This window comes from Bradyrhizobium denitrificans (assembly GCF_013179005.1).
Taxonomy (GTDB): domain Bacteria; phylum Pseudomonadota; class Alphaproteobacteria; order Rhizobiales; family Xanthobacteraceae; genus Bradyrhizobium; species Bradyrhizobium denitrificans.
Window position 1 is genome coordinate 41610 of record NZ_JABFDP010000004.1, and the last position, 24909, is coordinate 66518.

The 24909-nt window shown below is 64.5% G+C and carries 21 protein-coding genes; 10 read left to right on the plus strand and 11 right to left on the minus strand.

The features are described 5' to 3' along the window. Nucleotides 1-76 precede the first annotated feature (76 nt). Complete coding sequence (locus HL671_RS05015) at nucleotides 77-412, minus strand: hypothetical protein (protein ID WP_244424262.1); 336 nt, start codon at nucleotides 410-412, stop codon at nucleotides 77-79. A gap of 7 nt (nucleotides 413-419) precedes the next feature. Next, complete coding sequence (locus tag HL671_RS05020; RefSeq protein WP_168167942.1) at nucleotides 420-557, minus strand: hypothetical protein; 138 nt, start codon at nucleotides 555-557, stop codon at nucleotides 420-422. Between the two features lie 508 nt (nucleotides 558-1065). Here HL671_RS05020 and HL671_RS05025 point away from each other — a divergent pair. The 3 genes from HL671_RS05025 (at nucleotide 1066) to HL671_RS05035 (ending at nucleotide 2272) form a co-directional block, all read left to right on the plus strand. Next, the gene (locus tag HL671_RS05025) at nucleotides 1066-1329 is read left to right on the plus strand and encodes a hypothetical protein (protein ID WP_012047402.1); all 264 of its coding nucleotides are present in this window, start codon (nucleotides 1066-1068) and stop codon (nucleotides 1327-1329) included. Then, complete coding sequence (locus HL671_RS05030; protein WP_012047401.1) at nucleotides 1322-1618, plus strand: hypothetical protein; 297 nt, start codon at nucleotides 1322-1324, stop codon at nucleotides 1616-1618. The genes HL671_RS05025 and HL671_RS05030 overlap by 8 nt, the downstream gene beginning before the upstream one ends. Nucleotides 1619-1906: 288 nt before the next feature. Then, entirely contained in the window at nucleotides 1907-2272 is a 366-nt protein-coding gene (locus HL671_RS05035) for a hypothetical protein (RefSeq protein ID WP_041751126.1), read from the plus strand. Between the two features lie 126 nt (nucleotides 2273-2398). Here HL671_RS05035 and HL671_RS05040 read toward each other — a convergent pair whose 3' ends face one another. Together HL671_RS05040 and HL671_RS05045 are read right to left on the minus strand one after the other, a co-directional pair. Then, nucleotides 2399-3364: a pyridoxal-phosphate dependent enzyme gene (locus tag HL671_RS05040; protein WP_172235787.1), complete on the minus strand. Its 966-nt coding sequence runs from the start codon at nucleotides 3362-3364 to the stop codon at nucleotides 2399-2401. Between the two features lie 116 nt (nucleotides 3365-3480). Next, nucleotides 3481-4527: a succinylglutamate desuccinylase/aspartoacylase family protein gene (locus HL671_RS05045; protein WP_172235788.1), complete on the minus strand. Its 1047-nt coding sequence runs from the start codon at nucleotides 4525-4527 to the stop codon at nucleotides 3481-3483. A gap of 130 nt (nucleotides 4528-4657) precedes the next feature. Here HL671_RS05045 and HL671_RS05050 point away from each other — a divergent pair, with 130 nt between their 5' ends. Next, on the plus strand, nucleotides 4658-5572 hold the full coding sequence (locus HL671_RS05050; protein WP_172235789.1) for a LysR family transcriptional regulator: 915 nt from the start codon (nucleotides 4658-4660) through the stop codon (nucleotides 5570-5572). A 261-nt stretch (nucleotides 5573-5833) separates the two neighbouring features. Here the strand turns inward: HL671_RS05050 and HL671_RS05055 are convergent, their stop codons facing one another. Both HL671_RS05055 and HL671_RS05060 read right to left on the minus strand, forming a co-directional pair. Further along, nucleotides 5834-6388, minus strand: coding sequence for an ActR/PrrA/RegA family redox response regulator transcription factor (locus tag HL671_RS05055; RefSeq protein ID WP_041751765.1), 555 nt, complete (start codon nucleotides 6386-6388; stop codon nucleotides 5834-5836). A 171-nt stretch (nucleotides 6389-6559) separates the two neighbouring features. Continuing rightward, nucleotides 6560-7909, minus strand: a complete 1350-nt coding sequence (locus HL671_RS05060; RefSeq protein ID WP_012047395.1) for an ActS/PrrB/RegB family redox-sensitive histidine kinase — start codon at nucleotides 7907-7909, stop codon at nucleotides 6560-6562. Between the two features lie 97 nt (nucleotides 7910-8006). Between HL671_RS05060 and HL671_RS05065 the strand changes: the two genes are divergently transcribed. The 5 genes from HL671_RS05065 (at nucleotide 8007) to HL671_RS05085 (ending at nucleotide 15098) form a co-directional block, all read left to right on the plus strand. Further along, nucleotides 8007-8798 (plus strand): ABC transporter ATP-binding protein, encoded by a 792-nt coding sequence (locus HL671_RS05065; RefSeq protein ID WP_172235791.1) that lies wholly within the window; start codon nucleotides 8007-8009, stop codon nucleotides 8796-8798. Then, nucleotides 8795-9607 carry an ABC transporter permease gene (locus HL671_RS05070; protein ID WP_172235792.1) on the plus strand — a complete coding sequence of 271 codons (813 nt, stop codon included), beginning with the start codon at nucleotides 8795-8797 and terminating at the stop codon, nucleotides 9605-9607. Before HL671_RS05065 ends, HL671_RS05070 begins: the two co-directional genes overlap by 4 nt. 125 nt (nucleotides 9608-9732) lie before the next feature. Beyond that, complete coding sequence (locus HL671_RS05075) at nucleotides 9733-11061, plus strand: polyhydroxyalkanoate depolymerase (RefSeq protein ID WP_041751124.1); 1329 nt, start codon at nucleotides 9733-9735, stop codon at nucleotides 11059-11061. 208 nt (nucleotides 11062-11269) lie between these two features. Then, the gene (locus tag HL671_RS05080; RefSeq protein WP_083780741.1) at nucleotides 11270-12109 is read left to right on the plus strand and encodes a M48 family metallopeptidase; all 840 of its coding nucleotides are present in this window, start codon (nucleotides 11270-11272) and stop codon (nucleotides 12107-12109) included. 310 nt (nucleotides 12110-12419) lie between these two features. Continuing rightward, a complete protein-coding gene (locus tag HL671_RS05085) occupies nucleotides 12420-15098 on the plus strand; it encodes an EAL domain-containing protein (protein ID WP_172235793.1) in 2679 nt (892 codons plus the stop codon). 40 nt (nucleotides 15099-15138) lie between these two features. Here HL671_RS05085 and HL671_RS05090 read toward each other — a convergent pair whose 3' ends face one another. Continuing rightward, complete coding sequence (locus HL671_RS05090; protein WP_172235794.1) at nucleotides 15139-17343, minus strand: transglycosylase domain-containing protein; 2205 nt, start codon at nucleotides 17341-17343, stop codon at nucleotides 15139-15141. 154 nt (nucleotides 17344-17497) lie between these two features. Here HL671_RS05090 and HL671_RS05095 point away from each other — a divergent pair, with 154 nt between their 5' ends. Next, on the plus strand, nucleotides 17498-17926 hold the full coding sequence (locus HL671_RS05095; RefSeq protein ID WP_172235795.1) for a DUF1330 domain-containing protein: 429 nt from the start codon (nucleotides 17498-17500) through the stop codon (nucleotides 17924-17926). 453 nt (nucleotides 17927-18379) lie between these two features. Here HL671_RS05095 and HL671_RS05100 read toward each other — a convergent pair whose 3' ends face one another. From HL671_RS05100 to HL671_RS05115, 4 genes are all read right to left on the minus strand, one after another. Beyond that, nucleotides 18380-19627, minus strand: coding sequence for an ABC transporter substrate-binding protein (locus tag HL671_RS05100; RefSeq protein ID WP_012047387.1), 1248 nt, complete (start codon nucleotides 19625-19627; stop codon nucleotides 18380-18382). 416 nt (nucleotides 19628-20043) lie between these two features. Then, nucleotides 20044-21270: an ABC transporter substrate-binding protein gene (locus HL671_RS05105; RefSeq protein ID WP_041751123.1), complete on the minus strand. Its 1227-nt coding sequence runs from the start codon at nucleotides 21268-21270 to the stop codon at nucleotides 20044-20046. Nucleotides 21271-21588: 318 nt separating this feature from the next. Next, entirely contained in the window at nucleotides 21589-21954 is a 366-nt protein-coding gene (locus tag HL671_RS05110) for a DUF1304 domain-containing protein (protein WP_041751122.1), read from the minus strand. Between the two features lie 98 nt (nucleotides 21955-22052). Then, nucleotides 22053-24848, minus strand: a complete 2796-nt coding sequence (locus HL671_RS05115; RefSeq protein ID WP_172235796.1) for a [protein-PII] uridylyltransferase — start codon at nucleotides 24846-24848, stop codon at nucleotides 22053-22055. Nucleotides 24849-24909: the final 61 nt, after the last annotated feature.

Below are 24909 nucleotides of genomic sequence, written 5' to 3' on the forward strand. Positions count from 1 at the left end.
CCGCGGCGAGACCGGACGTCATCCAGGGGGGGGCGTCGCACGGCAGCGGTCGCCGGCGACAAATGGGGTGCGCATCTCAATCGAACGCGGGCGGCAGCGCGCCGTGGCGGAAGAGGACCTTGGGCTCGTCGTCGTAGTCACCCATGTCGGGATCGCCCGACGATGAGAAGGCGACGACGCCTGCCTTGCTCGACACCAGTCGTTCCGCGGTCCGCAGCGCGCTGGCTTCCGTCTTGCAGGCGATCGGCGGCTCGGCCTTCGCGTGTCCGCCCCGGCCGGCGCTGAAGGCCTGGACGACATAGATCGTTTCGCGCGCCATGGTCTGTCCTTTGGACTCTCGAGAACGCTCGACCGCATCGTCGCTGATTGCGTGCGGCGTTGCGTGGGCGCCGTCCAGGTCGATGAGCGGCAAAAATGCCTTAGCGCTTCTTCTTGTCGCTGGAGAAATCCGGCTGCCAGCCTCCGGCCTTCTGGCTCGGTGCTGCGGCAATGGACTTGGGCTTCTCCTTTTTGGGCTTCTTGGCTTCGCGATTGCCTTTTTGCTGACCTTTGGCCATGTCGGTCTCCTCGCTTCGGGGGTGGAGCTGTTCAACGCATCGGACGAGGCGCCGCGTCGATGCTGCAGGCGCGGCGTCGCTGATCATCGGCCGGGTGGCCGCCGTCCACCGGTTGCCGACGGGCGCGCGGTGGTCTTGTTCTACGAATTCTGTTCTACGAATGCAGTGCGGCAGCCGCGAGCACGAGCAGCAGAAGCGAAACAATGACGGGTGGAACGGTCCACTCGCTCAGACGAAATCGCGACATCGGACACCCTTCGCATGTTGCGGCGGGAGTGCGCGCGACCCTCGATCACCGGTGAATGCCGTCGGAATTACGGTGATTGCTCACCGTACACCCGGACCGATGTAATAGCGAGCACCAAAGCGCGGCAAGCCGAGTACGACCTCCAGCCCGCTGCTCACGCCTTCGTGGCTGATGAGAAAGCGGTGGCTATTGGGCGCGGCAAGGCGCATGCTTGGTGAGGCTTCGGGGTTACCTCGACGGGCCTCTGAAAGGCAGGCGCAGATGAGCATCCGCTCGCAGCGCGAATTCGTCACCTTCAAACATCCATTCCGCATCAGGACCATCGAGCGTCTCCTGCCTGAGGGCACCTATGAGGTGCTCACGGACGATGAGATGATCGAGGGACTGTCCTTTGCCGCCTACCGCCGGGTGGCGACGATGATCATCGTTCCGGCCGCACACAGCGCCGCCATGGAGATGCTGTCGATCAGCTCGGCGGATCTTGCCGCTGCGCAGCGTGTCGATGCGAGTGCATCGGATGTCTGACGAGCCGCTCGATCTCGACCGTCACCGCGGCATGAGTGAGCAGAAGGCCGTGGACCTGCGCCGCGCGCTCGCGGAGGCGGAAAGTCATGCGCAGGAGCTGCGCCAGCGGCAGGCCGCGCTCGAAGGGCATCTGCTGGCGAACGCAGCGGTGTCCTGGCCGGAAGCGGCGGCAAAGGCACGCTATCTCCTCAACCTCTACGCCGCGAGCCTTTCGGAACACGATACGAGGCATCGCGAGCTGATCGCCTCCGTTCTCGCCGATTTTTCGCGGCTGAGCGGAGAGGACTGACCGCAACGGCGTCATGTTGCCTGTCCGTCCATCCGCGACGTGCGATCTCGCGGCTGCATGCCGGCCCGCGCCGAAGGCGCTGCAGGAGGATGGTACCGTCAGGGTCCCTGGAAGATGCCTGGCGGATCGAGCCGGGACTATGACAACGTTGCGACAGTGGTGATTGAACGCCGGCCCGGGCCATTTTCCCGGTTCTGCCCGACAATTGCCCTGCATGGGGCGCAACATGTCGCAACCTTATTAAGGCTTGACCGGTAATCAGACCCGGGGGTTCAGACAGGACGGCAGATGCGAAGGGTGGTCTTGGCGCTGGCACTGCTCTTCGCGACCAACGTTCGCGCGGAGGAAGTCGCGTTTTATGTCCTCGGCGTGGGCTCCGATTCCTGCGAGCGGTTCATCGCGGCCGCCGAGGAACAGCCGCCCGGCACCTACAAGGCGATCGGCAATGCCGACGGGCCCTATGTCAACAGTATTTCGAAATATCAGCAATGGATGATGGGCTACATCTCGGCCGTCAACGCCGCGCGCGGCGATGAAGGCATGCAGATCAAGCTCGACCTCACCGAGGTCGACAGCTGGATGCGCAATTGGTGCAGCCGCAACCAGCGGCGCACGGTGTTCCATGCGCTGCAGGCGTTCGTGAAGTCGCACTGATCCGTCCCGCGAACGGACGACGGTGCGATCAAGCATCGGTCCTTGCGCCGTTGGCAGTAAGGGCAGGATTGCGCGGTTGCGCGCCGGTCGCAATGAGCTCGCGACGAGCCTGTCTCATCCGGATCCTCATCTCGGGACATGAGCCTCTGCCGCAGCCGGAGACGTCGACTCGCCAGCAAAGCTCGCGCGCCAGCGGAAGAGATCTTCAGCGCTGGCGCCGACCCCGCCGCACACGATGACGACGATACGTCCGGCGCTCTGCAACACAGTCCTCGACTGTGTCAGCGCGGCGAGCGAAGCGCCGCATGCTGGCTCTACAACCACGCGGTGGTCGTCCATCAGCCGTAGACAAGCTTCGACCGCCTCGGCGTCGGAGACGACGACGGATTCAATCGGATGAGACTGCACCACCTCCAGCGCCCGGCGGCAGACCGTCTTGGCTCCGAGCGATGTCGCGATGCTATCGATGCGCGCGAGTGTGGTCGGCTGACCGGCCGCAACCGCCTGAGCAAAAGAGTCGGCGCCGCGGGTTTCCACCGCGACGATCGGCACATCGCCCCAGCCGTTGCGATCCAGCCCTTCGGCGACACCGCAGAGGAGCCCACCTCCACCAACCGAGAGGACGATGGCATCCGGTTTCTCGCCTTCGGCGCGCAGCTCATCGACGAGGGTTGCGTGACCCGTCCAGAGCAGCGGATCGTCGAAAGGATGGATGAAGGCATCGGCTTGAGAGAGCATCGAGAGCGCGTATTCGTTCGCCTCGGTCCAGGACGAGCCGTGGACGACGATCTCTGCCTTTTCCAGCCCGATCATCGTCTTGGCGCGCTGGGACGTCGTGCTCGGCACGACCACGACGACCGGTACTCCAAGTTTGCGGCCGGCATGGGCGACCGCCAAGCCCGCATTGCCTCCGGAGGAGGACACGAAGCGGCGCGCGCCCCGGTTTCGGTGCACCATGCAGGCGTGGCCAACTCCGCGCGCCTTGAACGAGCCGGTGGGTTGGGCGGCGTCCATCTTCAGGTGGATGTCCTTGCCCAGGCTTACGGAAAGGCTGAGGGCCTGTACCAGCGGCGTTTGCCGATGAATCATCATGATGCGCTTATCTCCATAGGCTGCGGAGGGGACGCTGCTCGGTGGATCTCCGCCGTCTCTCGTTGCGATCCGCCCGCCCTCTGCTCGATGCGTGCTCAACTCAGGTCATTGCTCGATCAGCTGTCGGGCGTAGCGACGACCGCGCAGACGTTGCCTGGCCGCACTCGCCCTGGCTGTCGGCGGGCGAAGACGATCCCGTCGGCTGTGTAGGTGAGTACGACTGGCGGCTTGCGCGGATCGGTCAGGAAATGAATGCGTCCGGCGGTTTCACCGGCGCAGACGGGCTCACCAGGATGGTGCAGACCCTCAAAGACGCCATCCTCTCCGGCGATGATGTAGGATTGCGGCCCGAGCACCCGATGAAGGGTGCGCGCCTCCGGTCGGGGGAGGTCCAATCCGGAATCGAGCACGCCCCAATGCTGCAGAACGTTGAAAACACCTCGGCGGCAAAGCGCGAGAGCATCACGATCGACCGTCCCGCGGCCTGCCATTTCCGTGCTGACGCAAGTCAGTCCAGCCGCAACAGCGGAAGCGACGCAGGTCCTCGTGTCGCCGAGGTTGTTGAGCTGCACGTTGATGGACGCGCCAAAGGCAAGCACCGCGTCGAGATTGCGCTGTTGTTGCAAAGGGTCCTGCGCCGGTTGAACGAGCGCGCTCGGCACAATGTCGAGCGAGCTCCCGCCGGAATGCAGACTGAGGAAGGCGTCGGCGCGTGAGAGCAACTCGTCGCTGAAGAAGGCCGCGATCTGCTGGGTGATCGACCCAGCGTGATCGCCAGGAAAAACACGATTGAGATTCAGCCCGTCATCCGGCGAAGTTCGCTTGCCTGCCGTCGATGCCGGGATGTTGACGGAGGGAACAAGAATCAAGCGACCCTGAACCTGGGAGGGAGCAAGTGAGCGTATCAGTTCTCCAACAATAATCTGCCCCTCGTACTCGTCGCCGTGGTTGCCGGCCTCGACGATGACCGTCGGTCCGGTGCCGTTGGCGACCACGGCGAGCGGAATGCGCACCGTGCCCCATGCATCATGGTCAGGTGACTGGGGAATATAGAGGAAGCCGACACTGCGCCCCGGCCCGTCGAGGTCGACGTCGGAGAAATAGGATTTGCAGTTCCCGTTCGATGCCGGGATGTGGGGGACGCTGCGGTCGCGCAGCGGCATAGGAGCCGACGTCCCCGAGATGGACCTATGCGTATCCAGCATCCGATCGTCCTCTATTTCAAGACGAAGCAACAATCGAATGGACGGCGAACTCAGACAAATACTATGTTCGGATATCGATCCATGCTGAATGGGTATATCAGTGGAGCTGAGACAGCTGCGCTTCTTTCTGTGTGTTGTGGACCATCGGAGTGTGGCTGCAGCGGCGCGGGTCCTGAACATCGCCCAGCCGGCGCTGTCACGTCAAATTTCGACGATGGAAGCCGAAATGGGAGCAAGGCTGTTCAATCGTCTGTCGCGTGGCGTCAGTCTGACCCGCTTCGGCCGCGAGTTGGAGGTGCGGGCGCGCGTGTTGGTCGCGCAGGCCGATCAGATGAGATCCGAAGTGGCGCAGGCATTTGCTGGCACGATCGGGCGGCTCAGAATTGGCGTCATCCCCGGCTACGGTTGGCTGCCAGGAATCACCGGGGCCGTGTCGGGTCTTGCCTCGAACCAGCGTGAGGTCAGATTTGAGTTCGTGTCGTGCCTTTCCGGGGAACAGATCGAGATGATCAAGTGCGGTCGGCTGGATGCAGGGTGCCTCGCGTGGCGTTCACCGCAGGACCCCTCCCTGCGCGGTATCGTGATCCACAGCGAAAAAATGGCGATTGCCATCCCCCGCAAATCCTCACTCGCGTCCAGTCGCAACCCTCGCCTGCGAGATTTCGCCGGGCAGACGTTTCTGACTTTTCCACGCGATAGATCGCCAGCGCACTACGATTCGTTGATGCGGAAATTCGCGCAAGCCGGTATCGAGCCGGCCGAAAGTGCCGCGACTGCGTCCGATAGCGCTACACTGCTGGGACTGGTCGCTGCCGGACTGGGCTTCGCTATCGTACCGGAAACCTTTGCGCGATATCATCAGAACGAAATTGTGCTGCGCAAGATACCCGAGCTCGATATGCCATTCGAGCTTCAGTTGGTGTGGAGCGCCGATAATCGCGATCCCTTGTTGTTGGAACTCGTCCGAGCATTCGAGCATCCATTGCCACCCGATGGTCATTGATCGGGGGCTGCGCGGAATCGGTTGAGACGAGAGCGCAACATCGTCTGCCACCCTGTTGTGCGTGCGCTCCCCATCGCTGCTTGGCGGCGCCCCGAACAGACGGCCAGATGATGCCGCCAGCGCGTGTGACTCGCGCGCCGTGTTGGATGGATGCAACGCGGGTGGGGGAAGAAGGCTGCCGACAGCTTGATGGCGAGTCGTCGTGGTATGGGACTACGGCGCGGTTTCGCTGCGCCGTAGTCAGAGAGCCGGACGGAGGGCTTATTTCGGCGCGCGCTTGGCGAGGATGCGCTGCAACGTCCGGCGGTGCATGTTGAGCCGGCGGGCCGTTTCCGAGACGTTGCGGTTGCACATCTCATAGATGCGCTGGATGTGCTCCCAGCGCACGCGGTCGGCCGACATCGGGTTCTGCGGCAGCTCGGACTTCTCGCTGGTGGTCGCCAGCAGCGCGGCGACGACGTCGTCAGCATCGGCCGGCTTGGCGAGATAGTCCACGGCGCCCATCTTCACCGCGGTGACGGCCGTGGCGATGTTGCCATAGCCGGTCAGCACGATGGCGCGGGCATCGGGGCGCTTGCGCTTCAGCGCCGATACCACGTCGAGGCCGTTGCCGTCGCCCAGCCGGAGATCGACGACCGCGAAGGCAGGGGCGGCCTTGCCAATCTGCGAAATGCCCTCGGCCACGCTATCGCAGGACGTGACGGTAAAGCCGCGGCTCTCCATGGCGCGCGACAGCCGCTCCAGGAACGGCTTGTCGTCCTCGACGATCAGAAGAGAGCGGTCCGGGTGGTTCGTCAGTTCGGCGATGGCGCCCACGGTCATATTCCTCGAGAAGGCTCGATGTTGCGAGACGATCTGTTCCAGCATCATATGGTCTGCCGGGCAGCCGCTGCCAAGATCGCGCCTTGCCGCAGTCTGCGGCGTGACGCCGCGCATCGCGATGCTCTGTATGCCAGCCGCGATGCATCGGTTCGGCGCGGGAGGGCGCTATTCCGGCTCCGTCTGATCGCCGTCCTCGCTGGCCTCGAACCGCCGGCGGGGCCAGGCGATCTGGACCACGGCGCCGTGGTCCGGGAAGGTGCGATTGGTAAACGAGACCTTTGCGCCGGTGCGCTCCAGCAGGGTGCGGGCGATGAAGACGCCGAGACCCAGGCCGCCGGCCTGGTTGCCGCCTTGGGCGTCCTCCGTGCTGCGCCGACGGGACAGATAGGGCTCGCCGATGCGCTTGAGGATGTCTGGCGCGAAGCCGGGTCCGTCGTCCGAGATCACGAGCTCGACCGTCTCGTTGTTCCACCAGGCGTTGACCTCGACGGAATCGCGCGCAAAGTCGACGGCATTTTCCAGGATATTGCCAACGCCATAGAGAATCGCCGGATTGCGGGTGCCGACCGGTTCCCTGGTCGCGGTCACCGCGACGCGAACCTTGATGTCCACGCCGAAATCGCGGTGCGGCGCCACTGTCTCCTCGATCAGGGTCGACAGCTTCATGCGGTCGAACATCGATCCCGTGGATGATAGCTGCGTAATCTTGCCGAGAATGTCACGGCACCGCTGGGCCTGCTCGCGCAACGTCTTGATGTCCGAGGTCACCTGGCTGTTGTCCTGCAGCGCCCGCTCCAGCTCGCGCGAGATCAGCACGATGGTGGCGAGCGGCGTGCCGAGCTCATGCGCGGCGGCTGCCGCAAGCCCGTCCAGCTGGGTGAGATGCTGCTCGCGCGCCAGCACCAGCTCGGTGGCGGCCAGCGCGTCCGACAGCTTGCGCGCCTCTTCGGTGACCTGGAACGCGTAAAGGCTGGTGACGCCGATCGCGAGCGCGATCGAGAGCCAGACGCCGAACAGGTAGATCGGCGGGAAGATCAGCGGCTCCTCGCCCTCCCAGGGCAGCGGCAGATGCATGAAGAACAAGGCGGTGGCGCAGGCGACCGCAAGCAGGCCGAGCGTGATCGTCATGCGCACGGGCAGGGCGGTTGCCGAGATCAGCACCGGTGCCAGAAACATATAGGAGAACGGGTTCTCCAGCCCGCCGGTCAGATAGAGCAGCACCGTCAGCTCGATGATATTGAGCGCGAGCAGGCCGCCGGCATGCGCCGGCTCCAACAGCTGCATCGGGTTGAAGGCGATCTGCAGGCCGAGATTGAGCAGCGCGGACACGCTGATCACTGCGAGGCAGGGCACCACCGGCAGGTCAAACTCCAGACCCTGTACGACGATGAAGATCGCGCTCAGCTGCCCAAGGGCCGCCAGCCAGCGCAACCGCAGAATGGTGTCGAGCCGGACGCGCTGCCGCGGATGGCGATAGTCGGTGTCCGGCGTGTCGATGATCAGCGTGTCGGTCATGGTGGGAACTTAATGCCGCGCATGTGCGGCGACAAATGGGGCCGGCCGTTGGTGGCCTGTTGCGGTTTGCGGCACAATGCCTCAATGAACTCCCGACATGACGCAAGATGACGCAGCATTGCCTCCAGCCTCGGCTTCTGGTCCCGCTTCGCCAGCGATCGCCGTGGCGCGGCTGACCAAGATCTACAAGACCGCGACGGCGGTCGACGGCATCTCCTTTGCGATCCGCCGCGGCAGCATCACCGGATTGCTCGGCGGCAACGGCGCCGGCAAGACCACTACGATCGCGATGATTATGGGGCTGGTGCAGCCGACCTCGGGGCAGGTCGAGGTGCTCGGTCACAGTATGCCGGAGGAGAGCGCGGCCGTGCTGGGGCGGATGAATTTCGAGAGCCCCTATGTCGACATGCCGATGCGGCTCACGGTGCGCCAGAACCTCGCCATCTTCGGCCGGCTCTACGCGGTCGATCATCTGAAGGAACGCATCGCCGAGCTTGCGTCGCAGCTCGACCTGACCGACTTCATTGATCGGGCCAGCGGCAAGCTGTCCGCGGGGCAAAAGACGCGCGTGGCCTTGGCAAAGGCGCTGATCAACGACCCCGAGCTGCTGCTGCTGGACGAGCCGACGGCCTCGCTCGACCCCGACACTGCGGATTGGGTCCGGGGCCATATCGAGCGCTACCGGCAACGCCGCGGCGCGACCATCCTGCTCGCGTCGCACAACATGCTGGAGGTCGAGCGTCTCTGCGATCGCGTCATCATCATGAAGCGCGGCCGCATCGAGGACGACGACAGCCCGGCCGGGATCATGGTGCGCTACAACCGCTCGACGCTCGAAGAGGTCTTCCTCGACGTCGCCCGCGGCCGCGACCGGGAGGCGGCGCAATGAACGACCTGTCCTTGCGCATTGCCCCGCATCGCATCGGCGCGATGGTTCTGCGCTATTGGTATCTCCTGCTGTCGTCCTGGCCGCGGCTCCTGGAGCTGATGTACTGGCCAACCCTGCAGATCATCACCTGGGGCTTCCTGCAGACCTATATCGCCAGCAATGCCGGGTTCTTCGCCAGGGCGGGCGGCACGCTGATCGGCGCCGTGATCCTGTGGGACATCCTGTTCCGCGGCCAGCTCGGCTTCTCGATCTCCTTCCTGGAGGAGATGTGGGCGCGCAACATCGGCAATCTGATGATGAGCCCGCTGACCCCGCTCGAATTCCTGCTGGCGTTGATGACCATGAGCCTGATCCGGCTCGCCATCGGCATCATCCCGATGACCCTGATCGCGGTCTGGTTCTTCGATTTCAACTTCTACAGCCTTGGCCTGCCGCTGATCGCGTTCTTCTGCAACCTGATCTTCACCTCTTGGGCGGTCGGCATCTTCGTGTCGGGCCTGGTGCTGCGCAACGGGCTCGGCGCCGAGAGCATCGTCTGGACCCTGATGTTTGCGCTGATGCCGCTGGCCTGCGTGTATTATCCGGTGCAGGTGCTGCCGCACTGGCTGCAATGGGTCGCCTGGTCGCTGCCGCCGACCTACGTGTTCGAAGGCATGCGCGCGCTGCTCTCCGATCACGTGTTCCGCTCCGACCTGATGCTGACCGCGCTCTGGCTCAATGCCGCCCTGCTATTGGCGTCGTTTGCGGCATTCATTGCCCTTTTGCGCAGCGCGCGCCGTGCCGGCTCGTTGCTGTCATCGGGCGAATAATTTGCTTTTTCCCGTGGATTTTCGGGCTCATTTCGCTGCTTTGAGGCACCAACTCGTACAACACCGCATTGACGCTTAATTACGCATTCGGCAGTATGCTGCGTTGCAGAGAGGGTTGAACGAGAATGCCGATAGGTGAGTTTGGCGGTGCGCCGCCCCTGGCGTCGGAAGGCAGTCCGGTCCTGACGACGCCGATGTACTGGATGTACGAAATGGCGCATGCCTCGCTCAATCCGGCGCGCGCTGTCACGGATGCCACCAAGATCCTGTTTCAGAATCCGCTCAATCCCTGGGCGCATACCGAGATGGGCAAGTCGATCGCCGCGGCCTGCGAGCTGTTCGAACGCACCACGCGCCGCTACGGCAAGCCCGAATGGGGGCTCGACGAGACCGAGGTGAACGGCGTCAGGACGCCGGTCGAGGTCCGCGCGATCTGGGAAAAGCCGTTCTGCCGCCTGCTCCATTTCGACCGCAAGCACATCCGCCCGCTGCGCGAGCCGCAGCCGCGGCTCCTGATCGTGGCGCCGATGTCCGGCCACTACGCGACGCTGCTGCGTGGCACGGTGGAGGCGTTCCTGCCGACCCATGAAGTCTATATTACCGACTGGGCGGATGCGCGGATGGTGCCGCTGGCCGAAGGCCGCTTCGATCTCGATGATTACATCGATTACGTCATCGAGATGCTGCGCTTCCTCGGCACCAACATGCACGTGATGGCGGTATGCCAGCCGGCGGTGCCGGTGCTGGCGGCCGTGTCCGTCATGGAGGCCGAGCGCGATCCGTTCGCACCGATCTCGATGACCCTGATGGGCGGCCCGATCGACACGCGGCGCAATCCGACGGCGGTGAACAACCTCGCCCAGGAGCGCGGCATCGACTGGTTCCGCAACCACGTCATCACCAAGGTGCCGTTCCCGCATCCCGGCGTGATGCGCGATGTCTATCCAGGCTTCCTGCAGCTGAACGGGTTCATCAGCATGAACCTCGACCGCCATGTCGACGCCCACAAGGCGCTGTTCGCCAACCTCGTGAAGGGCGACGGCGACCAGGTCGACAAGCATCGCGACTTCTACGACGAGTATCTCGCCGTCATGGACTTGGCCGCGGAATATTATTTGCAGACAGTGGAAACGGTGTTCATCCGCCACGCGCTGCCGAAGGGCGAGATGACGCATCGCGGCGTGCTCGTCGACCCGTCGAAGGTCACGCGCGTCGCGTTGATGACGGTGGAAGGAGAGAAGGACGACATCTCCGGTCTCGGCCAGACCGAAGCGACGCATGGTTTGTGCTCGTCGATTCCCGATCATCGTCGGGTTCACTACGTGCAACCGGGTGTCGGACATTACGGCGTGTTCAACGGCTCGCGATTCAAGTCGGAGATCGTGCCCCGCATCAATGATTTCATGCTGTCGGCAGCCGATCCGAAGTCGCTGCTCGCCATTGCGGCTGAATAAGCGACAACAACGTTCACCGCGCATCCGAATCCGGCTGCGCGGTAACTCCTTGAAGGGACGTTGGAAACCTGATTTCCGGACTGACTCAAGCAGTGAATGTGGCGTCGCTTCTTGAGCGATGCTCTTGAATCTGAATTCAGCTCATGCGCGGCGCGCGAGCCCCAACGGATAGGGGGCGGAACCTGCGGGGCCCCTGTATGTTGGGCAAATGATTTGTTTTTGCGCCGACCGCTTTCCCTGGCGGTGGATATGGCAAAATCCGGGCGAGTTCTTCCCTCCCGGACTGACAGAAATGGCCACTCGCGCGCTACTCTATCGGCGGCCCGCCGAACCTTCGCGTCTTCTCGTCAAGCATGGCTCGCAAATCTACTCGATTAGATTGCGGCGTCACCGTCGTGCGCGACGTTATACCCTGAGAATTCATCCGTCGGATCGCGAAGCGATCCTGACGATGCCGCCGCGTGGCACCATTGTCGAAGCGAAAGACTTCGCGCAACGGCACGGTGCGTGGATCGCGGCGCGTCTCGGTCGTCTGCCCAAGGCAGCGCCGTTCCTGCCGGGCACGCTGGTGCCGCTGCGCGGCGTGCCACACAAGATCGTTCATCGCGCCGGCGAGCGCGGCACGGTCTGGACCGAGACCCGCGACAGCGGTGAGAAGATCCTCTGTGTGGCCGGTGGGATCGAGCACACCGAGCGCCGTGTGCTCGACTTTCTCAAGCGCGAGGCCCGCCGCGACCTTCAGAAGGCAGCCGATGCCTATGCCGATCAGCTCGGCGTCAAGGTGAAGCGGCTGTCGATCCGCGACCAGTCGAGCCGTTGGGGGTCATGCACCTCGGCCGGCTCGCTGTCATTCTCCTGGCGCCTGATCCTGGCGCCGCCCTTCGTGCTCGACTACCTCGCCGCCCACGAGGTCGCGCATCTGGTCGAGATGAACCACTCGCCGAGGTTCTGGAAGGTCTGTGGCAAGATCTGCTCCTCGGTCGACCGTGCCAAAAAGTGGCTCGACACCTGCGGTAATGATCTGCACCGCTATGGCGTCGACGATTGACGCCAACGGTTCTGCGAATTGCCGATTGATCATTGTGAATGGCCCGGCCTCTGGTCCGGGCCATTTCGCTTTGTGCCTGCGGTTAATCGATGTGGAATGCCGACCGCGGCTATCGAATTCTTAAGCGTGCCGACGGCGCGAGCTGAAGATCGGGCCGAATGCCAGGCCGCCTTAACGTGGCTGTAACGCTGTGCTCGTCAAATTTGACGCCATCAGCCCATGGTGATGTCCCAGCCAGGCGCCGGGAGTTTCCTGCAACCAAAGCGCAGATCGTTTCTCTCAAAACGTGCAGCGCGCCCCGAATCGAACGATGCTTGCAAGCGAGTTCCAACCGGCCGCATCTGCGAACCTGCTTTCGGCCGCGCTCGACCGTGTCTCCGAGGCGATTCTCTTTCTCGACGCAGAGGGCCGTGTCCATCACGCCAACCAGGCGGCGGTTGCCTTGTTGCGACGCGACCTCAAGGACCTGATCGGCGCCGATCTCGATCGTCTCGGCCTGCCGGCCGAGCAGCTTCGCGCAATGACCAAGAGCGAAGCCGAGGCGCCCGCTGATGCGCCACACGCGGCCGAGGCGGGCGATGCCGGCCGTGAGATGATGCTCCGCCACGCGGATGGCTCCCGCTGCCGGGTGCGCGCTATCGTTCGCGATCTCCCGTCCGACCACGCGCCGATGCATTCGCTGCTGCTGCTGCGCGACGTGACGTCCGATGTCGAGATGCGCGAGCGCAACGCACTGCTGACCTCGGTCGCCGACCGCAGCAACCGCGCCGTCATCGTCACCGACCACGAGTTGAAGATCCTCTATACCAACGCGGCCTTCTGCAGCATCTTCGGCTACAGCAGCGCGGAGGTGCTCGGGCGGCAAGTGGAGACACTTCTGGTCGGGCCCTGTACCGATCCCGCGACGGTCGAACGCCTGAAGCAATGCGTGGAGGATGATCGGGGCGTCGAGGACGACCTGATGATCTACGACAAAGCGGGCTGCGAGATCTGGACCACGGCCCACGTCAAGGCGCATCGCAACCAGCGCGGCAAGGTCAAATATCTGGTCGGGCTGCTCAGCGATATCCGCGAGACCAAGCAGCTGCGCTCCCTGCAGCAGCTGATCATGTCGTCCTTGGCCTCCGACATCGCGATCGCGACCATTGCCGACCAGCTCTGCCGCCGGGTCGAGGAACTCGCCCCCGACGTCGTCTGCTCGATCCTCCATGTCGACTCGGGAGGACGGATTCATCCGCTCGGCGGCCCAAGCCTGCCGGCGGACTACTCGTCCGGCCTGGACGGCGTTGCGATCGGTCCCGACGTCGGTTCCTGTGGCACGGCCGCCTATCTGTGCGAGCCGGTGCTGGCCCGCGACATCGACAGCGATCCGCGTTGGCAACCCTATAAGGCTGGTCCGCTCGGCGCGGGGCTGCGCGCCTGCTGGTCGACGCCTATCCAGGGCAAGGATGGCCGGGTGATCGGCACCTTCGCCTTCTATTTCCGCGAATGCCGAGGCCCGAGCCCCTGGCACGAGCAGATCGTCGCCGCCTGCGTCCAGCTCGGCGCGCTCGCCATCGAGCGGCAGGAGGTGAGGTCGACGATCTCGCAGGTCGCCTATCACGACATGCTGACGGGCCTGCCCAATCGCGCCCGCATCCCCTCGATGATCGCCGAGGCTATCAATGCCTGTCCCGAGGGCAGCCATCTCGCGATTGCCTTCCTCGACGCCGACAATTTCAAGGACGTCAACGACACGCTGGGTCATGCCGCCGGCGACGAGTTCCTGGTTGCCTTCGCCAACCGACTCCGCGCCCAGATCCGTCCCGGTGACATGCTGGGCCGGCTTGGCGGCGACGAGTTCGTGATCGTGCTGCAGAACCGCGATGCCCTCGAGGCGTCGCTGGCGGCGGCGCGGATCACCGCCGCGCTGGCGATGCCGCTGACGATCGGCAAGCGCCAGGTGCCGATGTCGGCGAGCATGGGGCTCAGCCTGTATCCGGACAACGCCACCGACATCGAGACCCTGATCAAGCAGGCCGATGGGGCGATGTACAAGGCCAAGCGCGCCGGGCGCGCCACCTATCGCTTCTTCAGCGCCGACATCGACAAGCTCGCCGAGGAACGGCTGATGCACTCGACCGCGCTGCGCGAGGCGATCGCGAGCGAGGCCCTGACGCTGAATTATCAGCCGCAGATCTGCACCCGCAATGGCGCGATCCATGGCGTCGAGGCGCTGGCGCGCTGGCATGATCCGGTGCTGGGCGAGGTCTCACCTTCCAAGTTCATTCCGCTCGCCGAGGAATGCGGTCTGATCGAGCAGATCGGTGTGTGGTCGATCAAGCAGGCCTGCCAGCAGATGGCGTCGTGGCGGCGCGCCGGTCTCGACATCCCCTGCATCTCGGTGAACCTGTCGCCGATCAACTTCCAGAACGTCAATCTGGCGGCCGTGGTGGCTCAGATCCTGGCTGCCAACGACCTGCCGGCGAAGATGCTGATGCTCGAGATCACCGAGGGCGTGATTCTCAATGAGCGCGCCACCGTGATCGCCACCATGAGCGAGCTGCGCAACATGGGGGTGGGCCTGTCGCTGGACGATTTCGGTACCGGCTATTCCAGCCTCAGCCGTCTGGCGCAGCTGCCGATCCACGAACTCAAGATCGACCGCAGCTTCATGCGCGATTTCGAGAACGACCAGGGCACGCGGGCGATCGTGACCGCCGTGGTCAGGGTCGGCCAGAGCCTGGACGTCAAGGTCGTCGCCGAGGGCGTCGAAACCGAGCCGCAGCGGCGGCTGCTGGCCGAGCTTGGCTGCGATGCGATGCAGGGCTTCCTGTTCGCGCGGCCGATGGCCGCTGCAGCGTTCAGCCGCTGGCTGCTGGACTACAGCGCGCATCGCGCCAGCCTCATGCTGCGGCAGGTCGGCCGCGCACTGGCGCAGGCGGCCGGCGTCAGCGAGGTCAGCGAGGGCGAGCGCTTATCGCCTGCTGCGATCGCCGCAGCCAGTTGATCGCTGCAAGCCGTCGCCCGCCGCGGCGGCGGGTCTCAAGCTAGCGCTGACCACCAAACAGCCGGTCCACCAGCCAGCCGTCGAGCCCGGCGGCCGCTTCGGGCCGTGTCGTGCCGCGACCCGAAGGTGCGGCCCGCACGGTGGTGGCTGCATTGGCTCCCGGCGCCGAGGGCGCGCTGATCTGCGAGGTGATCTGCGCCAAGGTCGGCGCGAGGCCGGAGCCCTGCGCATTCGGCAGCGCCGCGACCGGCACGCCTTGATGCGCCGCGCGCATGAAGCGGGTCCAGACCTCGACCGGCAGGCCACCGCCGGTCGCCTTCTTGGTCGGCGAATTGTCGTCATTGCCGAGCCAGACGCCGGTGACCAGGCGTGCCGTGTAGCCGATGAACCAGGCGTCGCGGAAATCCTGGCTGGTGCCGGTCTTGCCGGCGGCGACCCAGCCGGGGATCTCGGCCTTCTTGGCCGTGCCCGAGATCAGCGTTTCCTGCATCATCTGGTTCATCATCGCGGCATTGCGCGGCTCGATCACCTGCGCCGGCGGCTCGCTCTGGCGCATGTAGAGCAGCTTGCCGTCGAGCGTCTTGATCCGCGTCACGACATGCGGCGACACGCCGACGCCGCCATTGGCAAACGGCGCATAGGCGCCGACCAGCTCGATCATCGACACTTCCGACGTGCCGAGCGCGATCGACGGGTTGGGATCGAGCTTCGAGGCGATGCCGAGCCGATGCGCGGTCCGCACCACGTTCTTCGGTCCAACCTCGAGGCCGACGCGGACCGCGACGGTGTTGAGCGACATGGCCAGGGCTTGGGTCAGCGTCACCGGGCCGAAATATTCGCGGCTGTAGTTCTCCGGCTTCCAGCCCTTCAGATCGAGCGGCGCGTCCTGGCGCACCGTGTCGGGGGTGAGGCCCTGCTCGATCGCGGTGAGATACACGAAGGGCTTGAACGCCGAGCCGGGCTGACGCTTGGCCGTGACCGCACGGTTGAACTGGCTGTCCGCATAGTTGCGGCCGCCGACCATGGCGCGCACCGCGCCGTCCGGCGTCATCGCCACCAGCGCGCCCTGGCTGACATTGAACTTGACGCTCTTGGCCGCGAGCTCGTCGATGACGGCCGCCTCGGCGACGGCCTGCAGCTTCGGATCGATCGTGGTCTCCACCACGATCGACTGCTCGATCTGGCCGACGAGGTCGTCGAGCACCTCGCCGATCCAATCCGCGACGTAGTTCACGGTCCCGGCGCCGGCCGGCTTCACCGCGACGGACGGATGCGCGATCTGTGCCTGCGCCTGGGCCTCGGTGATGAACTTGGCGTCGGCCATCGCCGCGAGCACAGTCTGCGCCCGTTTGGCGGCGCCTTCGGGGTTGCGGTTCGGCGCCAGCCGCGACGGCGATTTGACGAGGCCGGCGAGCATCGCGGCCTCGCCGATCGTCACCTGCTTCGCCGACTTGCCGAAATAGCGCTGTGCCGCGGCCTCGACGCCATAGGCGCCGGAACCGAAATAGACGCGGTTCAGATACAGTTCCAGGATCTCGCGCTTGGAATATTTGCGCTCCAGCCACAGCGCGAGCTCGGCCTCCTGCAGCTTGCGCGCCAGCGTGCGCTCCTGGGTCAGGAAGAGGTTCTTGGCGAGCTGCTGGGTCAGGGTCGAGCCGCCTTGCGACACGCCGCGATGCAGGATGTTGGCGACGAGTGCGCGGGCGATGCCGATCGGATCGATGCCCCAGTGCTGGTAGAAGCGGCGGTCCTCGATGGCGATGAAGGCCTTGGGCAGATAGGGCGGCAGATCCTTCAGCGCGACATTGGCGCCGGCCATCTCGCCGCGCTGGGCCAGCATGGTGCCGTCGACACCGACGATGTCGATGGTCGGCGGGCGCTTGGGAATCTCCAATGATTGGATCGGCGGCAGATGCGCACCGGCCCAGACGACCACCCCGACCAGTGCGATCACCCCCCACAGGCCGCAGACCAGCGCCCAATAGGCCATGCGTCCGATCGAGAGTCCCCAGCGGGATTGGCCGCGGCTCGGCTTCGGCTTGGGTGGTGCGGCCTTGGGCTCGCGCGCCGGCACATCGTCCTCGTCGTCAGGCTCGACCGGCTTTTTCTTCGCAGCCGATTTCTTCGGGGCGTCTTCGCCGGCGGGGATGCGGTCCTTGGGATCAAGACGCAGATCGGCCATCGCCGCCGCAAGGCCGAATCGCGGCTCCTTGCGCCCGCCGCCCTGTTTCCGTCCCCGCGCCATACGCAACCCGAGCCCGCGACCTGCCGTCCAGCCACGCTAATGTCCGGAGTTTAAGGGGCAGTTAGGAAGAGCTTAACGCGCGATTAGGAGTTTCGCGCTGCTAACGCGGCGTTATGGTTAAGCTCTGGTAAACAACAAACCGGCGAGGACAATCATGGGTCATATCGATCCTACCAAGGAGGTGTTTGCGCAGTTCCGGGAGAGTGACCGGCCGGGCCCGATCCACATGCTGAACCTGGTCCGGCTGCGCAAGGAGGCGGACTATCCCGACGGACGCAAGGTGAGTGGCGCCGAGGCCTATGCCGCCTATGGACGCGAGAGCGGCCCGGTGTTCGAGCGTCTCGGCGGCCGCATCGTCTGGCAGGGCCGCTTCGAGCTGATGCTGATCGGTCCACAGGAGGAGCGCTGGGACCACTGCTTCATCGCGGAATATCCAAGCGTGCAGGCGTTCGTCGAGATGATCCGCGATCCGGTCTATCGCGAGGCGGTGAAACACCGGCAGGCCGCGGTGGAGGACTCGCGGCTGATTCGGCACGCTGTGCTGCCGGTCGGAAAGAATTTCGGCGAGGTGCCGGCGGCGTAACGGTCCTTCTCCATTCTCTCTGTTGGTTTGACATTAGCGCCGCCGCGCAACCAGTGCGTTCCCTCCCCCCTTGTGGGGGAGGGCTAGGGAGGGGGGGGGCACGGAGACGGTCGCCCGTGGGCTCCGCTCCCCAACCCTTCCCCACAAGGGCGGGAGCGCAGCGATGGGCTGGGTGAGAGATGGCCCTCACTCTGTGAAAGCGCAGCGCAATGACTGTCGATTGAGATTGCAGGCGCTTGCCCCAATGTCGTCATTCCGGGCTCGCGCTTCGCGCGCCCCGGAATGACGTGGGGAGAGAGCAGGGGCCGCGAAGATAGGTGACTTTGTTCGGCGAGACACTTCGGATCAGCCGAGAGGCTGCGGCGTACTGCATGCCCCGCCTGCGCGGGGCATGACAGTGCTGTGTGCGGAAGCAGGCTCGGCCTCAAACAGCCCTGCTTCAGACAGGTCGGCTTATCCCGCGGCCCCCGTGTCCTCGATGATCGGGCCGAACAGCTCCCAGCGCTCGCCATTGAACCTCATCATCTGCATCTGCTTGTTGATGCGGAAGTCGGTCGGCGAGGTGTTGATCGACAGGCCGGGCAGCGCCAGGCTCGGCACGAAGCCCTTGATGTTGGCGGCTTGGCGCATGACGTTCTCGCGCGTCAGGTCGTCGCCGCATTGGCGCAGGATCTGCACCAGCAGCTCCGCGGTCGAATAGCCGTAGGTGTTGACCGTGTTGAGCTTGTCGCCCTCCGGGTAATATTTGTCCATGAACTCGAAATAGGCCTTCACGCCCGGATCGTCCTTCCATTGCGGATCGGCCGGGTCCTTGCCGTAATTGGTGCTGATGATGTCCTTGGAAATGTCGAGGCCGGCCGGCTTCAAGGTCGCCGACACCGGGCTGGCATTGATGTCGAGGATGTGCACCGGCTTCCAGCCGAGATCGGCGAGCTTCTTGATCGCCTGCGCCGCGAATTTCGGCGTCGAGGCATTGTACAGCAGATCCGCACCCGACGATTTCAGCTTGACGATCTGGGAGTCGACCGTCGGATCGGACAGCTCGTAAGACGCCTCCGCGACGATCATGGAATCCGCCTTGGCGCCAAGACCGCTGCGCAGGCCGGCGATGTAGTCGCGGCCGAGATCGTCGTTTTGGTAGAGGATGCCGATCTTGGCGTTGGGATGGTTGGCGAGAATGTATTTCGCGTAGATCCGTCCCTCCGATTGGTAGTTCGGATTATAGGCGATGGTCCACGGGAAGTTCTGCGGATCGGTGAAGCGCGAGGCGCCGGTCGAGGCCAGCAGCTGCGGCACCTTCTTGCCGTTGAGATATTTCTGTACGGCAGCGTTCGACGGCGTGCCGATGATCTGGAAGGTGAACAACACCTCGTCGCCTTCGACCAGCTTGCGGACCTGCTCGACGGCCTTGGGCGGCGAATAGGCGTCGTCATATTGAATCAGGTTGAGCTTGCGTCCGTTGATGCCGCCTTTGTCGTTGATCATCCTGAGATAGGCAGCCTGGGTCTTGCCGATGCCGGCATAGGCCGAGGCCGGGCCGGAGAACGGTACGGTCTGGCCGATCTTGATCTCGGTGTCGGTGGCGCCGGTGTCGTATTTCTTTTGGGCGAAGGCTGATGAAGCAGGCAGCGCGACGGCAAGCGACGTAGCAAGCGCCATCGCACATGTTTTGGCGCCGAGACCGAACAGTGACGTTCTCATGCGAGTCCTCCCTTCGGTGAGATAGGCCGATGGTCTTGTTGGTTGTTATGTCGCCATCGCTACACGCGAGTGTGGAGGAACCAAGTCGACAACGCAACGCTTCGTGGCGCGACGAACGGGCGCAATCTGTGCCGCAACGCAAAACGGGGCCGCGCCATCGCGCAGCCCCGTACCGTTGATCAGCGTGTTCGATGACGACTGCCGACTACTCTATTCTGTGGTGCGGCAACGGAGGTTCACCTCTCCCATTGGGAGAGGTCGGATTGCATCGCAAGATGCAATCCGGGTGAGGGGCTACGGTCGATCTGATCGTGTGGAAACACCCCTCACCCGGCGCTGCGCGGCGACCTCTCCCCGATGGGGAGAGGTCGACTGAGATCGTGGCAGCTAACTTGGTCAGATCGCGCGTGAGCCAGCTAACCCGCTGCGCCCTTGTCCTCCAGGATCGGGCCGAACAGTTCCCAGCGCTCGCCGTTGAACTTCATCATCTGCAACTGCTTGTTGACGCGATAATCCGTCGGCGAGGTGTTGATCTTCATGCCGGGAAGCGCGAGGTCGCCGACGACATCCTTGAGCGAGGCCGCCTGCTTCATGACGTTCTCGCGGGTGAGATTGTCGCCGCACATCTCGAGCACGCGGGCGAGCAGCTGCGCGGTCGAATAGCCGTAGGTGTTGAAGTTCGAGTTCTTGTCGCCGTCCGGATAATACTTGGCCATGAAGTCGAGATAGCGCTTCAGGCCGGGATCGTCCTTCCAGGTCGGATCCAGCGGCTCCTTGCCGTAATTGACCGAGATCACGCCCTTGGCGGCGTCGAGGCCGGCCGGCTGCATGACGGCGCCGACGGAGGTCGCGTTGATGTCGACGATATGAACCGGCTTCCAATTGAGCTCGTGCAGCTTCTTGATCGCCTGCGCGGCCTGCTTGGGGGTGGCGGCGGAGAACAGCAGGTCGGCGCCGGCCGATTTCAGCTTCAGGATCTGCGAGTCGATGGTCGGGTCGGAGACCTCGTAGGACGCCTCGGCGACGATCATCGTCCCGGCCTTGTCGCCGAGCCCGGCTTTGATGCCGTTGAGATAGTCCTTGCCGAGATCGTCGTTCTGATAGAGCACGCCGACCTTGGCGGTGGGATGCTCCTTCAGAATGTATTGCCCGTAGATGCGGCCCTCGGTGAAGTAGTTGGGATTGTATCCCATGGTCCAGGGGAAGTTCTTCGGATCGGTGAATTTGGATGCGCCGGTCGCGGCGAACAACTGCGGCACTTTTTTGGCGTTCAGGTATTTCTGAACCGCGGCGTTGGACGGCGTGCCGATGATCTGGAACGTCAGCAGCACCTCGTCGTCTTCGACCAGCTTGCGGACCTGCTCGACGGCCTTCGGCGGCGAATAGGCGTCGTCATACTGGACGAGCTTGATCTTGCGGCCGTTGATGCCGCCCTGCTCATTGATCATGTTGAAATAGGCGGCCTGCGTCTTGCCGATCGAGGCATAGGCCGAAGCGGGACCCGAGAACGGCACGGTCTGGCCGACCTTGATCTCGGTGTCCGAGGCGCCGGGATCATACTTCTTCTGGGCCGAGGCTGACGTGACGGAGAGGGTGACAGCCAAAGCGGCCGCTCCCGCGAGACGGAAAAATCCCTGTCGCATGGGGTCTATCGTTCCTCCTGATGTTTTATGCGGCTGGTCTGCCCCGGGCAGGGCGCCATCGCTTTCGGCAGTGTGGAGGAAGGGCTGGGCCAGCGCAAGGCGAGCGGGGGGAGGCGAGGAGGGTTCCGCGAGGCTGGGCGCGCCGCCGTGCGCAGAGCCGGGATCCATAGCCGTAGGCGGTCGTGTGGTGACGACCCGGAGTGGCGATGGCGCCTCAAACAAGTCCCGGGATGATGGATCCCGGGTCGGCGCACGCCACCGACGCTTCGCGCCGTCGTGCTTGCCCGGGACGACACCAGTGATGGGATGCAGTCCGCCTCAGCCCGCGAGCCAGACCAACACGAGTCCGATCGTGGCCGGCACGCTCTGGATGAACAGGATCTTGCGGCTGGCGGTGGCGGCGCCGTAGAGGCCGGCCACCAGCACGCAGAGCAGGAAGAACACCTTGATCTGGAATGCGAATGCCGGCGCCGGGTGCGCGAGGCCCCAGAACAGGCCGGCGGCGAGGAAGCCGTTGTAGAGGCCCTGATTGGCGCCGAGCACCTTGGTGGCCTCTGCGCGCTCGGGCGTGTTGTTGAACGCCTTCAGCCCGGCCGGCTTGGTCCAGAGAAACATCTCGAGCACGAGAATATAGACATGCAGCAGGCCGATCAGCCCGACGACGATATTTGCAATCAATGCCATGGTTCGGCTCCCCCAAGCCCATCTGGACCGGCGGTGGCGCCGGTCCCCTCAATTCGTTCCGTCGCGGACAGCCGCCGCGTCTGACCTGCTCGATGCCTTCAGGCCGCCGGCTGAGCCGCCGTGTCGTCGCTGGCGAGCAGATGCAGCAGCGCGCTCTTGATCGCTGCCTGCCGCGTCGGCGCGTTGATCTGCGCGCCCAGCAGGTCGGTGACGTAGAACACGTCGCGCGCGCGCTCGCCGAAGGTCGCGACATGCGCCGAGGCGATGTTCAGGTTCAGCTTCGAGATCGCGGTTGTCAGCTCATAGAGCAGGCCAGGGCGGTCGAGGCCGGAGACCTCGATCACCGTGTAGAGTTCTGACCACTGATTGTTGATGCTGACCTCGGGCTCGACCGAGAACGCCTTGTGCTGCTTGCCGCGCGTGGTCCGCCGCGCCACGGCGTCCGGCAAACGCAGCTTGCCTTCCAGCACCTGCTCGATGGTTTCGCCGATCCGCGTCGCACGGCGGCCCTCGTCCTCGTCGCGCTCATATTCGCGGGAGATCGCGATGGTGTCGAGCGCGCGGCCGTCGGTCGTGGTGTAGATCTGGGCGTCGACGATGTTGGCGCCGGCCGAGGCGCAGGCGCCGGCGATGATCGACAAGAGCCACGGATGGTCCATGGCGAAGATCGTCAGCTCGGTGACGCCGCGCGCCGGATCGAAGCCGACATTGATCGCGAGCTTATGGCCGGCATCCTCGCTCGCGCGCACGAAGCGGGCGTGGCGGATCTTGCGCGGCAGCTCGACCTTGAGCCAGTAGGCCGGATAGTGCCGGCCGATATAGGTGTTGAGCTCGTCCTCGGGCCAATCGGTGAAGGCGTTGCGGAACTCGGCCTGCGCCGCGGTGATGCGCTTGGCGCGGTTGACCTCGGAGAAGCCGCCGGTCAGCACCGGCTCGGTCTCGTAATACAGCGTGCGCAACAGCTGCGCCTTCCAGCCGTTCCAGACGCCGGGGCCGACGCCGCGAATGTCGGCGGTGGTCAGGATCGTCAGCAGCTTCATCTGCTCGACCGACTGCACCACGGCGGCGAATTTCTCGATGGTCCGGCGGTCCGACAGGTCGCGCGACTGCGCCACCGTCGACATCGTCAGGTGCTCCTCGATCAGCCAGGCCACCAGTTCCGTGTCGGCATTGTTGAATCCGAGCCGCGGACATAGCCGGCGCGCCACTTTGGCGCCGGCAATCGAATGATCCTCGGGCCGGCCCTTGGCGACGTCGTGCAGCAGCACGCTGATATAGATGACGGCGCGGTGCTCGGGCCGGATCTTGCGCATCAGGTCGGAGGCCAGCGCGAACTCGTCGATGCCGCCGCGCTCGATCTCCTGCAGGAACCCGATGCAGCGGATCAAATGCTCGTCCACCGTATAGTGGTGATACATGTTGAACTGCATCATCGAGACGATCCGGCCGAAGGCCCGGATGAAATGGCCGAGGACCCCGGTCTCGTTCATCCGCCGCAGCACGGTCTCGGCGTCGTTGGAGGTCAGGATCTCCATGAACAGCCGGTTGGCGTCGGGATTGTCGCGCAGCTCGGTATTGATCAGGTTCAGCGAGCGCGTCACCGCGCGCATCGCGTCGGGATGGAAGGCGAGGTTGTTCTTCTGCGCCAGCCGGAAGATGCGGATTAGATTGACCGGGTCGTGCTTGAAGACGTCAGGTGCGGCGAGATTGATGCGGTTGTTGTCGACGATGAAATCGTCGCTTTCCGGCACGCGCCGCCAGCTGTTGCCGGTTTTGAGGCGCGAGATCACCCGGCTCAGCACCGGCGCCGGCTTGGCCTGCTGGTCCTCCAGCTTGGCGCAGAGGATGGCGGTGAGGTTGCCGACCTCCTTGGCGACCAGGAAATAGTGCTTCATGAAGCGCTCGACGTCCTGCATGCCGGGGTGGCTGGTGTAGCCCAGCCGGACGGCGATCTCGCGCTGCAGGTCGAACGACAGCCGCTCCTCGGGCCGGCCGCTGACGAAATGCAGATTGCAGCGCACCGACCACAGGAAATCGGCGCAGCGTCGGAAGGTCCGGTATTCGTGGGCGTCGAATACCCCGCGCTCCACCAGCTCGGCGGTCTCGCGCACCCGGTAGACGTATTTGGCGATCCAGAACAGCGTGTGCAGGTCGCGCAGCCCGCCTTTGCCGTCCTTGACGTTGGGCTCCACCAGATAGCGTGATTGGCCGCCGCGGCGGTGCCGCTCCTCGCGCTCGGCGAGCTTGGCAGCGACGAACTCGGCCGCGGTGCCCTGCACCACCTCGGTGTCGAAGCGTTCGACCAACTCGTCATAGAGCGGCCGGTCGCCGGCGAGATAGCGCGTCTCCAGAATGGCGGTGCGGATGGTCATGTCGCCGCGCGCCTGCCGGATCGATTCATCGACCGAGCGGGTGGCATGGCCGACCTTCAGGCCCATGTCCCACAGCGAGTAGAGGATGGCTTCGGCGACCTGCTCGCCCCAGGCGGTCTGCTTGTAGGGCAGGATGAACAGGAGATCGATGTCCGACTCCGGCGCCATCAGGCCGCGGCCATAGCCGCCGGTCGCGACCACGGCCATCCGCTCGGCGCCGCTCGGCACCTGCGACCGGTACAGATGCTGGGTGGCCGCCGCGTAAAGGATGCGGATGATCTCGTCCTGCACGAAGCACAGCCGCTCGGCGCAACGCCGGCCGTGGCGGTCCTTCAGGAGCTGCGCCTGGGCCACGGCGCGGGCCTTGACCAGCTCGGCCTTCAGCAACTGCACCACGGCGGCGCGGAACATGTCCTCCCGGCCGGAATGTTGCGCGGCGAGCGCATCGACGGTCGCCGCGAGGCCGGCGCTGTCAAATTCGGGGAAGCTTTCGGGTCTGGAATTCGGAGTGACGCTGTCCATGGATGCAACCGGATATCGAACAAGGCCAGTGCTGTCACGAAACTTCCAATGCGGCAATCGA

Excerpts from the sequence above, each read along its gene's own strand:
- HL671_RS05020 (WP_168167942.1), bottom strand. The coding sequence starts at position 557 with ATGGCCAAAGGTCAGCAAAAAGGCAATCGCGAAGCCAAGAAGCCCAAA.
- HL671_RS05025 (WP_012047402.1), top strand. The coding sequence starts at position 1,066 with ATGAGCATCCGCTCGCAGCGCGAATTCGTCACCTTCAAACATCCATTC.
- HL671_RS05030 (WP_012047401.1), top strand. The coding sequence starts at position 1,322 with ATGTCTGACGAGCCGCTCGATCTCGACCGTCACCGCGGCATGAGTGAG.
- HL671_RS05035 (WP_041751126.1), top strand. The coding sequence starts at position 1,907 with ATGCGAAGGGTGGTCTTGGCGCTGGCACTGCTCTTCGCGACCAACGTT.
- HL671_RS05040 (WP_172235787.1), bottom strand. The coding sequence starts at position 3,364 with ATGATGATTCATCGGCAAACGCCGCTGGTACAGGCCCTCAGCCTTTCC.
- HL671_RS05045 (WP_172235788.1), bottom strand. The coding sequence starts at position 4,527 with ATGCCGCTGCGCGACCGCAGCGTCCCCCACATCCCGGCATCGAACGGG.
- HL671_RS05050 (WP_172235789.1), top strand. The coding sequence starts at position 4,658 with ATGGGTATATCAGTGGAGCTGAGACAGCTGCGCTTCTTTCTGTGTGTT.
- HL671_RS05060 (WP_012047395.1), bottom strand. The coding sequence starts at position 7,909 with ATGACCGACACGCTGATCATCGACACGCCGGACACCGACTATCGCCAT.
- HL671_RS05065 (WP_172235791.1), top strand. The coding sequence starts at position 8,007 with ATGACGCAAGATGACGCAGCATTGCCTCCAGCCTCGGCTTCTGGTCCC.
- HL671_RS05070 (WP_172235792.1), top strand. The coding sequence starts at position 8,795 with ATGAACGACCTGTCCTTGCGCATTGCCCCGCATCGCATCGGCGCGATG.
- HL671_RS05075 (WP_041751124.1), top strand. The coding sequence starts at position 9,733 with ATGCCGATAGGTGAGTTTGGCGGTGCGCCGCCCCTGGCGTCGGAAGGC.
- HL671_RS05080 (WP_083780741.1), top strand. The coding sequence starts at position 11,270 with ATGATTTGTTTTTGCGCCGACCGCTTTCCCTGGCGGTGGATATGGCAA.
- HL671_RS05085 (WP_172235793.1), top strand. The coding sequence starts at position 12,420 with ATGCTTGCAAGCGAGTTCCAACCGGCCGCATCTGCGAACCTGCTTTCG.
- HL671_RS05090 (WP_172235794.1), bottom strand. The coding sequence starts at position 17,343 with ATGGCGCGGGGACGGAAACAGGGCGGCGGGCGCAAGGAGCCGCGATTC.
- HL671_RS05095 (WP_172235795.1), top strand. The coding sequence starts at position 17,498 with ATGGGTCATATCGATCCTACCAAGGAGGTGTTTGCGCAGTTCCGGGAG.
- HL671_RS05100 (WP_012047387.1), bottom strand. The coding sequence starts at position 19,627 with ATGAGAACGTCACTGTTCGGTCTCGGCGCCAAAACATGTGCGATGGCG.
- HL671_RS05105 (WP_041751123.1), bottom strand. The coding sequence starts at position 21,270 with ATGCGACAGGGATTTTTCCGTCTCGCGGGAGCGGCCGCTTTGGCTGTC.
- HL671_RS05110 (WP_041751122.1), bottom strand. The coding sequence starts at position 21,954 with ATGGCATTGATTGCAAATATCGTCGTCGGGCTGATCGGCCTGCTGCAT.
- HL671_RS05115 (WP_172235796.1), bottom strand. The coding sequence starts at position 24,848 with ATGGACAGCGTCACTCCGAATTCCAGACCCGAAAGCTTCCCCGAATTT.